This is a genomic window from Arthrobacter sp. H14, assembly GCF_000520495.1.
Lineage (GTDB): Bacteria > Actinomycetota > Actinomycetes > Actinomycetales > Micrococcaceae > Arthrobacter_C.
Genome location: NZ_KI914691.1, coordinates 1 through 11,603, shown reverse-complemented (window position 1 = coordinate 11,603; position 11,603 = coordinate 1). Strand labels below are relative to the sequence as shown.

The window sequence follows — 11,603 nt, the reverse complement described above, 5'->3', positions numbered from 1 at the left end:
CCGGCCGAGCCGGCAAGGAAATTACGACGGGACGCGGTGAAGGGATGAGGCACAGTGTCTCCTTGAATGGGGTGTTGTTCCATAGAAACACCGAGACTTGACGGCACGGTCAACCTCGGGTGGACCATGAACGACCGTTGCGCGACAACCGGGCCTACGGACTGTACCTGCGGTATGACACCAAGACACCTTCTAACAGTTCTCATTTGGGCAAGCATGACAACCCGTGCGTGCGGAAGTGCGGAAATCAGCGGGGAAAGCCCCAAATCTCAAGCGATGACGTGTTCACGCAACAGATGCAACCCGACATCGTTATTCGCCGATAACGGGCAGATACGTCAGGTGAGAAGAAAGAGTGGTGGCCGGTCTCCGCCGCATCCAGTGAGGGTGTTGCGTGCCGATCCGTCTCCCTGGGATTACCGTACGGAGGCACAACCGCATGACTGGCGGATTACCATCTCGGTGGGGAAGATCGTGTGTTCGGCTGCTGCCATTGGATCCAATAGCGTCCGCACTGCAGCTTCAGCCATGGCATGGATGGGCTGACGGATGGATGTGAGTGCGGGCCAGCTGTATTCTGAATCGGGCGACCCGTCAAATGATACGACCGCGACATCTTCAGGAACCCGCAGATCCGCCTCATGCAGAGCACGGAGCACGCCGATTGCTTGCATGTCTGAGCTGACGAATATGGCGGTTGGACGTTGATGGCTGGCGACGAGCCGGATGCCCGCGGAGTATCCACCTTGCAGGGTGAAGGGCACTCGCATCATTGGGCCTTCAGGCAGATGTGCTTTTTTGAGAGCCATCAACCATCCGTCCTCACGTCCATCCATTGATTCTTGAGAGCCTGTTCCGACGACGAGGCCTATGTTGGTGTGCCCATGTCCGATTAGATGCTCGACAGCCGCCACCGCGCCTTGGGTTAGGTCGACGCCGATGGAAGCAAAACCCTCAGCCGGTTCGTAGCGGTTAAGCAGCACTGTAGGAATTCCCGCTTCAACCACTTGTTCAAGATGAGGATCAGACTCCACGCTGGCGAGCAGGAGTCCGTCGACCTGCCGGGAGAGGAGATTTCGGACGTGCTTGCGTTCCTTGGCAACGGTACTGTTGGAATTGGTCAGCAGTAAAGCATACCCAAGTTCATTCGCAGCGTCTTCGATAGCGTGCGACAACTCGGCGAAGAATGTGTTGGTGTTGTCAGGGATGACCAGGCCCAGCATTTCGGTGGAGCCGAGTTTCAGGGCGCGGGCAGCTGCGTTGGGGCGGTACCCCAGTACACGGATGGCCTCCAGGACCCGTGCTTCCGTGGCGGGTGCCACCTTTTTCGGTCCGGAATTGACGACATAGCTGACGACGGCAGTGCTGACGCCTGCATATCTGGCGACATCCTTGCGCGTAACGGGATTACGCCCCGGGTGGGCCGCTGTCAATGTCATTTGCGGATCAGCTTTCATGTTCAGGGGATATTGCCGGTTGTACGCCGGGCCGACGCTGTGAGGGCGCAGTCTAAGCGTCCGCGCCCTCACAGTTTAGCTACTGACCGTCCGGGGCATCCCCAAAATCGGGGACGTCGAGCCGCTCTCCCCCGCGGTTGGCGGACTGGTGGGCGACGATGCCCGGCAACGTGAACCGCGCCGCAACCCATGCATTCACCGGCGGCAGTGACCGCTCGTTGACGGCGGTGACAAAGTCATCCACCAGGAAGTGGTGGCTGCCTTCGTGCCCGTTGGGTGCACCGTTCAGTTCCTTCGGCAGGCGTTTAACATCGTGCACCGGAGCGTGCCCGGAAATGAAGGCGTCCCTCAGTTCAGGCGCCACATGTGCCAGTGCAGGATCATCGGCGGACATCGTGGCGGAGGTTTCCAATTCCTCTGAGACGTCGTGGACCTTTTCTTTGTCCTGCCACACTGAAATATGGGCGAGTTGCTCGAAGCTGGCTTCCGTGCCGAAATAGCGGAACCTGGATTCGCGCAGATGCGAGGGATATCCGACCCGGCGCATCTCGTTTGTCCGCATCACGCCGCCGTCCGAGAGTTCGAACATTGCGGTGGCGTTGGAGAAGTCATTGCCGAACATGCTGACGTCCTTATCGAAGACGCCGTCTCCACGTTCGTCTTTCACCCCAATGCAGCTGACGCTGACGGCGTGCGAGGGCAGCGCGCCCAGGACACCGCCAATGGCATGGGTCGGATACAGCATCGGCGGGTAGCTGGCGGTCTTTTTCCAGTCCTCACCGCCGCTGTATTTGTAGGCAGCGTAGAACCCCAGATCCATGTCATGGACATAGTCGCCCTCGGAATAAAACACCCGGCCGAACTCGCCGGTGCTGAGCTTATGCCGGGCGTAGACCGTTGCCGGGTTGTAGTAGCTGGTCTCCCCCATCATGTACGTCAGACCGGTCTCCTTAACCGTGGCGATAATGTCCGCGATCTCCTCCTCGGAGATCGCCATCGGCACGGCAGAGTAGACATGCTTGCCCGCGCGCAGCGCCTGAACCACCAAGGGCCCATGAGTCCAGCGCTGGGTAAAAATGGCCACAGCCTCGACATCACTGGCCAACAGCGCCTCGAAGTCTTTCACTGTCCCGTCAAGACCGGCACGGGCCGTCAAATCTTCTGCCCGTTTCTGCTCGAAGTCGGTCACCAGCACTTTGCTGACGCCCGGATGCAGCTTGAACAGCTTTGCAAACTGGCCGGCGAACTGGCCGGCTCCTACAAGACCTATGGAAAACGACATCAGGGTCCCTAACTTGGTGGTGTGAACAGAGATATGCGCGAAGTCGACGTGAGACACTTCACTTTCAGGAATTCTACACGAGTTACCTGCTTTTGCGAGAGCGCCAATTCAACACGGACTTTTATGAATTAGTTCTTGCTTTGTCTTTTTTACCCGTGTAGATTGTCCAACTATGTTGCCTAGGTCACATCGTTCCGTCCGAGGCGGCCGCACGGTGGTTATGCCGGCAGGTTGACCCCTTTTGGCACTGCATAAAGAAGGAAAAGAGAACCAAGAATGAGCACTCCCTCACCTAAGGACGCATCATGAAATCCCGTATCGCCTTTGTGGCAGCAGCCTCCGCCCTCACACTCTTAGCCAGTGGTTGCGGCGGCACATCCAGCGGATCCGAAGACTCCAACGTCCTCGAATTCCAAACCGGTCAGACCGTGGACTCAGCGTTGATGACAACCTTTACGGAACTCACCGACCAATTCAAGGAGGAGCACCCTGACATCGAGGTCGACCTGGTGCCGACCACCCAGAGCTATGAAGCTGACATGAAAGTGCGCCTGGCCTCCGGAAACGTCCCGGACATTTGGTACACACACGGCTGGTCACTATTGCGTTACAGCGAATTCCTGATGCCCTTGGATGAGGAGCCGTGGGCGGAAAACTTCAATCCTGCGCTCGACTCAGCGATGAGGAACGATGATGGCCAATTCTTTGCCCTGCCTGTTGATACGGACATCGCCGGCGTGCTCTACAACGGCGAGGTCCTCGAAGCCGCGGGAGTCGACCCTAATGATCTCGATACGTGGACCGATTTTACGGACGCTGCGAAGGCTGTCAAGGCCAATGGTGTGACACCGATCTATGTATCAGGAAAGGACAACGGGCCGGCAGGGAATGTCGCTGACTGGATCGCTCCGGGCGCCTTCTCTGATCAGGAACTTGAAAAATTCTCCAACGGGGAGTTCGTCGAGGATGGTTACTCTCAGATACTCGAGCTTGTAGCTCAGTGGCGCGAGGCGGATTACTTCAATCCGGACTTTGCTTCCGCGACTCAGGATGATATTTCCCGGGCATTGTCGCAGGGCGACGCGGCCTTCGCTTTCGGGCAGAACGACTACGCGCAGAACGGGCTTCAATACAATCCCGACGCGGACCTGGGTTTCGTTCCCGTGCCCAACTTCGAGGGCGGCAAAAAATACCTGATAGGCGGGGAAATGAACGCCTACGGGATCGCCAAAGAAACAAACAATCCTGAGGCGGCCAAAGCCTACCTGGCTTTCCTCGCCCAGCCGGAAAATTTGAGCAAGTTGGCAGCCGCCGCCGGCTCTGCGCCCGGCCTGACCAACGCTGAGGCTGATCTGGGCGTATTCCAGGACAGTTACGAAACTTTCGTCGAAAACGATGATCTGGAGCTGAAGCCGTATTTCGACAGGGTATATCTGCCAAACGGAATGTGGAACACCATGGTGACCACGACCGGAGCAGTCATCACCGGCCAGTCAGACGTCCAAACAGCGGTAAATCAGATGAAGACCGACTTCAACAGTCTCTACGGCCAGAACAAATAATTGTCATAGGCCGGGACCGGAACAACGGTTCCGGCCTATGCACGGATCTCGGGAAGAGGACCCATGACTCAACTCTTGACGCGGAAGGTTGCAACCGCGGCACCGAGTGGCGGCCGCCCGCGTAAATCACGCCGCGGTGGCATCATAAACGTTTTCTACCTGCCGGCGCTGTTGCTGTTTGCCATCTTCATGGTCTATCCGCTGATCAGCGGCATTGGACTTTCATTTACGAACTGGAACGGATACAGCGCGGACCGCGCCTTCGTAGGGGTGTCCAACTATCTGCGGCTCTTTGAAGACGCGGTCTTCCGCACCGCGCTGCTGAACACGTTTATCTATGGGATAGGCTGCACAATCATTCAGCAGATCCTGGGGTTGGGTCTTGCTCTTGTCCTGGACAGACGCATCCGGGGACGCGGCATCGCCCGAACGATCATCTATCTTCCCGTTCTTGTTTCCCCTGTCGTCATGGGAACCATGTACTACCTGCTGTTTCAATTCAACAACGGAATGTTGAATGACTTTGTCATCTTTTTCGGCGGAGAACGCGTTGCCTGGCTCAGCAACTCCACGGCAGCAGTGATCATTATCGTCCTCATCAACTCTTTGCAGTTCATGGGGATCTCGATGATCATTTACCTTGCCGGGCTGCAGTCGATCCCCTCGATGTATTACGAGGCATCGACCCTGGACGGTGCGACAGGCTGGAAACAATTCATCCACATCACCGTTCCCCTCCTGCAACCGGCATTTGCCGCAAGCATCGTGCTGAACCTCATTGGCGGCCTAAAACTTTTCGACGTTATCAAGGTACTCACCGGCGGCGGCCCGGGTTATTCGAGCCACTCCGTCTCAACGCTCATTGGTGTTTCCTATTTCGATAATCAGAGTGCCGGCTATGCCTCCGCTATGGGAGTGGTTCTATTCCTCATCATCATCGTGTTCACACTGATCCTGAACGCCGCACTCGACCGCCACCGCCTGGAGGCATAATGACACTGAGTAAAAGGGCAGCCTTCACCGCTGTAGGAATCGCGATGGCGGCTATAGCCATCATCCAGCTCGTCCCATTTTATGCGGCGACCACGACAGCCCTGAAGCCGCGTACCGATCTTTCTTCCCAATTACTGCTTCCGTCGGATGGAATCTTTTGGGGGAACTTTGAGACGGCGCTGACTGACGGTCATATCGGCAGGGCCATCCTCAACAGTGTGATCATCACCGGCATATCGACGGCTCTCGTGTGTCTGCTCGGGGCTATGGCGGCCTATCCCCTCGCCCGGCGGAGGACACGGTTGAACAAGGGAATTTTCATGGGGACCCTCGCCATCATCATGATCCCGCCGCTGAGTATCCTGGTTCCCCTTTATTCGTTCCTGAACAAGCTGGAAGCCATTAATACCTATTGGGGAATCATCGCAGTCATGGTCACCACAGAACTGCCTCTGGCCATCTTTCTGTACGCCTCCTTCATGCGGACAATCCCCGGTTCCCTCGAGGAAGCGGCGACAGTGGATGGCGCGAACATATTCCAGGTTCTGTTCCGCATAGTCTTTCCGCTGCTCAAGCCGGTAACCGCGACCGTGATAATTCTGGTCGGCGTTCGGGTCTGGAACGAGTATGCCCTCTCGGTCTACATCCTGACCGATCCGGCGGTGCAAACCATCGCCCCCGCCATCGGCTCGTTCTTCTCAACACAAAGCAGCAACCTGGGTGCAGCAGCGGCCGCATCCCTGATGGCGGTCGCCCCCGTTCTCATCGCATACCTATTCCTCCAAAAATACTTCATGAAAGGCATGGTTGCCGGTGCGGAGAAGTAATACCGGAACCGTCGGACGACCAGCAATGGCTCCTCCTTCGGAACAAGGGACAGCAGCAAGCACACATCATGAATCCATGCTGAAGGCAGCCGCTGATCTTTCCGGAGCCTTCGCTGATCAGTTTGGCGAATATCCCGATGGAGTTTGGCAAGCGCCCGGCCGCGTGAACCTGATGGGTGAACATACGGACTACAACGGCGGCTTCGTGCTGCCTTTCGCCACTAACAAATCCTGCCGCGCTGCCATCGGCATCCGGAAAGACATACCTGCGAACGCAGCGCAGCCAAGCTCGGTGTACACACCCTCCGCGAACTGACTCTTGAGGACCTCGCTAGTATCGAGGGCAAGCTGGACCACAGATCCTTTCGCATGGTCCGGCACGTCCTTACCGAGAACGACCGGGTGATACAGACGGCGCAATTACTAAACGAACTCGATCCCAACGCTATCGGAGAGGTATTACATGCTAGCCATGCCTCCATGCGCGAAGACTTCAAAATTTCCTTCCCCGAACTCGACCTCGCCGTGGAAACGGCCGGAATTTCCGGCGCTATTGGGGCGCGAATGACCGGCGGCGGCTTCGGCGGGTCAGCCATCGCGCTCGGTCTAGAGGAATCCACAAATCAATTCCAAACAGCCATCGAAAACAAGTTTGCGGCCGCCGGGCACAAAGCACCCCGCATCTTCGCCGTCTCCCCAGCTGATGGGGCAGGCAGAATCGGGCTGTGAGTATCTCCCTCTCGATATCGTCCCCGTGCGGGAAGAATTGCTACCGGACACTGCGATGAGTGACTGGTAGGCGTATCGCTTAAACCGGTAACCAAGTTATTCGCGGGCAGGTTCTTCCATATCTACAGCATCAACAAGGCCGATAACGGGCGCATATGTTCGCTTCACGATGTTTATCAGCCGGAGTGCAGATCGTATGGGTCCTGCCAGGTGCTGTCTTCGCGGCGGATACGCCGCACCTGTGCGGGTTCGACCCAGACGTTGTGGCACACCCCTACGACGTCAGCCCATTGGACCAGGACTGCCCGAGGTGGTCCAGCCGCCGGCTTTGCCGGTGATGTGTGCTGTCCCGCCTGCGCTCAGGGGTATGTTCGCGCTGATGTAGGGTTCACGGCGGTACGGGGCATACGTGGCCCGGCTCGATCCGAAGTCCGGGGATAAGGATATGTAGGCGCCGTCGTGATTTTCGAAGTGCCGTGCGGCTGAGGCGGTATCGACTTTAGTGACCATGGTGGTCGATTCTGGCATCCCGGACAGACAATTTTCGTTCCCTGCCCGGCTGCGCCCGCCGCCTGTCCTGTCAACGGCCACCTGAATTGGGATGGCTCCCCTGCCCGTCACTGGAAGATGATCATGGACAGGGAGCCAGCACTCCTAAGCCTGAATCCACCGGTTGGTTTTGGGTAGTTACGGCGTTTTAAGCGGGAAAAGCCCGTCTGAGGCAAGTTCTAGCGGTCGTTGCAACACCCCCGAAAAACGGGAGTTGCAACACCCTTGGAAACTTCATCGATAAATAGCTCTTCCTTAACGGAGAGATCGTCCTTAAGGAAAAAGTCTGGTCCGTCCGCCGAGCCGACCCCGAAGCGTGCTTACCGGAGTTACTCCGGGTCCGATCGTGCCGAGTTCTTCTTGGCCTTGGAGCGTCTGGGAAGCATTTCGCTGGCTGCACGAGATTTGGGATTCAACCTCAGTACCTGCCGTGCCTGGGCTGGCCCTTCCGGCAGGCAACCTGGCCAAAAATACACCCAGGCCGAGAAGGACAAGTTCTATGTCTTACTGGACCGGGTGGGGAGCGTGAGCCTTGCGGCCAAGGCGCTGGGCATCAACGTCCAAACCTGCTTCCATTGGGCCTACAAAGCCGGCGCCGTCACCCGCAAGTCCCGCAAAAAGCCGGTGGCCAAGCAGTCTGCTACCCAGGAGCAGAAGGATGAGTTCTTCGCCGTCCTGGCCCGCGTGGGCAGCGTCAGCGTGGCCGCGCGGGAGCTTGGTCTGGAGAGGTCTCGGTGCGTCAGCTGGACCCGTCATGCCGGAATTGAGTCCATTCACCCAGGGGTGCGCAAACGCGCCGAATTCCTGCGGCTGCGCGAAGCGGGGGTCAGCCGGAAGGAAGCCGTAGCAGCCGCCGGTGCGAGCCGAAAAAGCGGATACCTGTGGGAGAACGAGCGGGTTCAGGCCGATGGCCGCGCCGTTGGCTCCGATACCTCGGATCTCGCGTATAAACAGGAGGTGACTACCACTTTTGCCGAACCGTCGGCCCCCGATACGGCACCGGCAACTCCTGTGATCCCGGCGCCGTCGGCGGCCCCAGAGGCGGTGGCAGCGCCCGAATCCGCTCCGGTGGCCATGGAGGCCCTGGAACGGTCCATCAGCGCCCGCTACCTCTCCCAGCCCGACCGCGTTCGGATCGCGGACCTGCTCGCCCGGGGAGACTCTATGCGGGCCATCGCCCGAGCCCTGGGCCGCAGCGCGGGCTCGATCAGCCGAGAGATCAATCGCAACAGTCACCCGATGCTGGGCTACCAGCCCTACGGCGCCCACCGCACCGCCACCGGGGCCCGGGCACGGCCGAAGGACAGTAAGCTGGCAGCCGACGGGGAACTGCGCGACTACGTGAAAACGAAGCTGCTCACACGCTGGTCCCCGGAACAGATCTCAAACCTGTTGATCAAAGAATTTCCCGAAGACGAGCAGATGCGTGTGAGTCACGAAACGATCTACCAAGCCCTCTATCTGCAGGCCCGCGGCGGACTCAAGCGCGAGGTCAAGGAAGCCCTGCGCACCGGACGAACCCGCCGCAAGAAGCGCAAGAATCCAGAGGAACGCACCAGCCGTTTCCGGGATCCGATGATTAACATTTCCGAACGCCCGCCCGAGGTCGAGGACCGCGCGATCCCAGGCCACTGGGAGGGCGACCTCATCACAGGGGCGCACAACCAATCGGCGATTGCAACGCTGGTCGAGCGCACCACCCGCTACGTGATGCTGGTGCACTTGCCCGTGGACCACACCGCCGAATCGGTCCGTGACGGACTGATCAAAACCATGGCGACCCTGCCGTCGCATCTGCGTGGATCACTGACCTGGGACCAAGGCGTGGAGATGGCCAAGCACAAGGCTTTCGGGGTCGCCACCGACATGGATGTCTACTTCTGTGACCCTGGCAGCCCATGGCAGCGCGGATCCAACGAGAACACCAACGGGCTGCTGCGCCAATACTTCCCCAAAGGCACCAACCTGAACGCCTACGGGCCCGAGGACCTAGAGCACGTCGCTCAGGAACTGAACGCTCGTCCACGCAAGACATTGGACTGGGATACCCCGGCCGAGCGTCTTCGTGGTCTACTGATAACTAGCTGACCTCCGGGTGTTGCAACGACCCCTAGAATCCGCCTGATCAGGGAAAATAGGACTTGTCTAGAGTTCCGTTTTTACTGAAAAGAGGGGCATCCCGCAGATGCAAGTTTTCCATAGCCCGGCCACGGTTTCCAGCGCCTTCGATGATCCCAACCTCGTGTCCTCGGCCGGGCTGGTTCCGGTGATGGGACTGGCCGGTGCGACCGGGCTGGGTGAACTCGTCGATGAGCACTTGAGCCTGCCGGACTATTTCGGGGCGAACGCGGGCCTGAAGATCACGGCCCTGGTGGCGGGCATGGCCGCCGGCGCCGGTTGCATCGATGACATGGCACTGTTGCGCCACGGCGCCATGGGTAGCTCTTCGCCGGCGTCTATGCCCCTTCAACGCTGGGATCGTTCCTGCGGGCGTTCACCTTCGGCCACGTCCGCCAGCTCGAGGCGGCAGCGTCCCGCTGGCTGCCGGCGTTGGCTGCGAAAACGAAGATCACCACCGGGATTGATCAGCTGGCGCTGGTCGATATCGACGATACGATCAAAGCGACCTATGGGCACGCCAAGCAAGGCGCCGGCTACGGCTACTCCGGCGTCAAAGGGTCTGAACGCGTTGATCGGGGACCGTGGCCACGAACGAGACGGCCCCGGTGATCGCCGGGGCGCGGCGGCGCAGGGGTCCGGCCTACTCCGGGTGCGGGGCCGATAAGTTCGTCGCCGACCTGCTGGCCACCGTGGCCCGGCTCCGCTCGGCGGAGGCGGCCGGGATGGTTCTGCTGCGAGCCGATTCAGCCTTCTATAACCAGGCGGTTGCCGCTACCGCCGCGCGGGCTGGAGCGAAAGTCTCCATCACCGTCAAAATGGACCCGGCAGTGAAGAAAGCCATCTCAACCATCGATGAGCACGCCTGGACGAAGATCAACTACACCAACGCCATCTTCGATGAAGAGACCGGCACCTGGATCTCCAATGCCGAAGTCGCCGAAATCGAGTTCACCGCATTCACCTCGAAGAAAAAAGCCGATCAGATCCCCGGCCGGCTCATCGTGCGACGGATTCCGGAACTGAACCGCAAAGCCGGCACCGGCGAACAAACCCTGTTCACGATGCACCGGTTCCACGCATTCTTCACCACCGTTCCAGCCAGCGTCTTCGATACCGTCGCAGCAGATAAAACACACCGTGCCCACGCAGTCATCGAGCAGCTCCACGCGGATCTGAAGGCTTCGGCCCGACGCATCCGCCTCCACCTGCACCAAGACTGGCCATGGCAGGACAATTGGGAAAAGCTCTTCGACGCAACATTCCCGCCGCCCAAAACAACCTAAAACCCAGTCAATCCAGCCGATACGGCGCAACCGAAACACACCGTGGAACACCACCGGACAGCGAGGCCCGGCCATCACACCTGCCGCCGGCCCGAAAACGAAACCACATCAAACCCCAGCCCTCAGCGACAGCTGACCGGTGGATTCAGGTTTAGCTCCTCACTGCGCATTCCTCAATGTCCATGCTCCGGGCCCGCTTGCTGGTCCTATGCCAACCGCAGACCCGCATCGCGTGGAACCCTGCAGGTACTGATCGAAGTGCAGGTAACCGCTGAGCCCAGGGAGCCCTGAATTGTTCCCACTAATGTTCGGCGTTTAGCAGGGACTGTCCGAATCCTCCATTGGAGATTGCCAGCTACCAGTCAACACCCTGTCTGAGGCGTCTCCGCGCTCACATGTGAAGCCGCAACACGCAGACGTTCTGACGGTTGCTGTCCACATCGGCCGACGAAAAAGCGGTGTTCTCCGTCGGCCGGGCTTATTGACTATGGGACGAGGTGACCGGCCGCCCGGAACAGCTCGTACCATTCGGGCCGGGTCAACGGAAGATTAGAGCCGAGAGCGGCGCCCGCGACTCGATCGGGGCTCGTAGTCCCGAGGACAACCTGAATCTGTGCCGGGTGCCGGGTGATCCAGGCGGTGGCGATCGCGATCGGCGGGACGTCGTACTGGGCGGCGAGACGGTCGATCACGGCGTTCAGTTCCGGATACTCCGGGGAACCGAGGAACACCCCTGTGAAGAACCCGGCTTGGAACGGCGACCACGCCTGCAAGGTGATGTCGTGGAGACGGCAGTAGTC

The 11,603-nt window shown here is 59.2% G+C and carries 9 protein-coding genes and 2 pseudogenes; 7 read left to right on the top strand and 4 right to left on the bottom strand.

Going from position 1 to position 11,603, the window contains the following annotated elements; genetic code table 11:
• Positions 1 to 416: 416 nt before the first annotated feature.
• Together Y707_RS0119475 and Y707_RS0119470 are read right to left on the bottom strand one after the other, a co-directional pair.
• Entirely contained in the window at positions 417 to 1,439 is a 1,023-nt protein-coding gene (locus tag Y707_RS0119475; protein ID WP_026536317.1) for a LacI family DNA-binding transcriptional regulator, read from the bottom strand.
• Positions 1,440 to 1,536: 97 nt separating this feature from the next.
• The gene (locus Y707_RS0119470) at positions 1,537 to 2,739 is read right to left on the bottom strand and encodes a Gfo/Idh/MocA family protein (RefSeq protein WP_026536316.1); all 1,203 of its coding nucleotides are present in this window, start codon (positions 2,737 to 2,739) and stop codon (positions 1,537 to 1,539) included.
• Positions 2,740 to 3,044: 305 nt separating this feature from the next.
• On the opposite strand from Y707_RS0119470, the gene Y707_RS0119465 reads away from it, so the two are divergent.
• The 5 genes from Y707_RS0119465 to Y707_RS33320 all read left to right on the top strand — a co-directional run bounded on the left by Y707_RS0119465 (position 3,045) and on the right by Y707_RS33320 (position 6,850).
• Positions 3,045 to 4,301, top strand: coding sequence for an ABC transporter substrate-binding protein (locus Y707_RS0119465; RefSeq protein ID WP_035782740.1), 1,257 nt, complete (start codon positions 3,045 to 3,047; stop codon positions 4,299 to 4,301).
• A 63-nt stretch (positions 4,302 to 4,364) separates the two neighbouring features.
• The gene (locus Y707_RS0119460) at positions 4,365 to 5,294 is read left to right on the top strand and encodes a carbohydrate ABC transporter permease (protein WP_051442215.1); all 930 of its coding nucleotides are present in this window, start codon (positions 4,365 to 4,367) and stop codon (positions 5,292 to 5,294) included.
• Entirely contained in the window at positions 5,294 to 6,121 is an 828-nt protein-coding gene (locus tag Y707_RS0119455; RefSeq protein WP_026536313.1) for a carbohydrate ABC transporter permease, read from the top strand. Before Y707_RS0119460 ends, Y707_RS0119455 begins: the two co-directional genes overlap by 1 nt.
• A 76-nt stretch (positions 6,122 to 6,197) precedes the next feature.
• Positions 6,198 to 6,437, top strand: a complete 240-nt coding sequence (locus Y707_RS33325; RefSeq protein ID WP_026536312.1) for a galactokinase family protein — start codon at positions 6,198 to 6,200, stop codon at positions 6,435 to 6,437.
• A gap of 53 nt (positions 6,438 to 6,490) precedes the next feature.
• On the top strand, positions 6,491 to 6,850 hold the full coding sequence (locus Y707_RS33320; RefSeq protein ID WP_333782864.1) for a hypothetical protein: 360 nt from the start codon (positions 6,491 to 6,493) through the stop codon (positions 6,848 to 6,850).
• Between the two features lie 282 nt (positions 6,851 to 7,132).
• Here the strand turns inward: Y707_RS33320 and Y707_RS0119440 are convergent, their stop codons facing one another.
• Positions 7,133 to 7,360 carry a hypothetical protein gene (locus Y707_RS0119440; RefSeq protein ID WP_162150252.1) on the bottom strand — a complete coding sequence of 76 codons (228 nt, stop codon included), beginning with the start codon at positions 7,358 to 7,360 and terminating at the stop codon, positions 7,133 to 7,135.
• Positions 7,361 to 8,199: 839 nt separating this feature from the next.
• Here Y707_RS0119440 and Y707_RS0119435 point away from each other — a divergent pair.
• Positions 8,200 to 9,487 (top strand): annotated as a pseudogene (locus Y707_RS0119435) (IS30 family transposase).
• Between the two features lie 97 nt (positions 9,488 to 9,584).
• A pseudogene (locus Y707_RS27665) lies at positions 9,585 to 10,803 on the top strand (IS1380 family transposase).
• 485 nt (positions 10,804 to 11,288) lie between these two features.
• On the opposite strand, the gene Y707_RS0119425 reads toward Y707_RS27665, so the two are convergent.
• The coding region (locus Y707_RS0119425) for an aldo/keto reductase (RefSeq protein ID WP_026536308.1) at positions 11,289 to 11,603 on the bottom strand (315 nt) is incomplete at its 5' end.

Excerpts from the sequence above, each read along its gene's own strand:
- Y707_RS0119475 (WP_026536317.1), bottom strand. The coding sequence starts at position 1,439 with ATGACATTGACAGCGGCCCACCCGGGGCGTAATCCCGTTACGCGCAAG.
- Y707_RS0119470 (WP_026536316.1), bottom strand. The coding sequence starts at position 2,739 with ATGTCGTTTTCCATAGGTCTTGTAGGAGCCGGCCAGTTCGCCGGCCAG.
- Y707_RS0119465 (WP_035782740.1), top strand. The coding sequence starts at position 3,045 with ATGAAATCCCGTATCGCCTTTGTGGCAGCAGCCTCCGCCCTCACACTC.
- Y707_RS0119460 (WP_051442215.1), top strand. The coding sequence starts at position 4,365 with ATGACTCAACTCTTGACGCGGAAGGTTGCAACCGCGGCACCGAGTGGC.
- Y707_RS0119455 (WP_026536313.1), top strand. The coding sequence starts at position 5,294 with ATGACACTGAGTAAAAGGGCAGCCTTCACCGCTGTAGGAATCGCGATG.
- Y707_RS33325 (WP_026536312.1), top strand. The coding sequence starts at position 6,198 with ATGCTGAAGGCAGCCGCTGATCTTTCCGGAGCCTTCGCTGATCAGTTT.
- Y707_RS33320 (WP_333782864.1), top strand. The coding sequence starts at position 6,491 with ATGGTCCGGCACGTCCTTACCGAGAACGACCGGGTGATACAGACGGCG.
- Y707_RS0119440 (WP_162150252.1), bottom strand. The coding sequence starts at position 7,360 with ATGGTCACTAAAGTCGATACCGCCTCAGCCGCACGGCACTTCGAAAAT.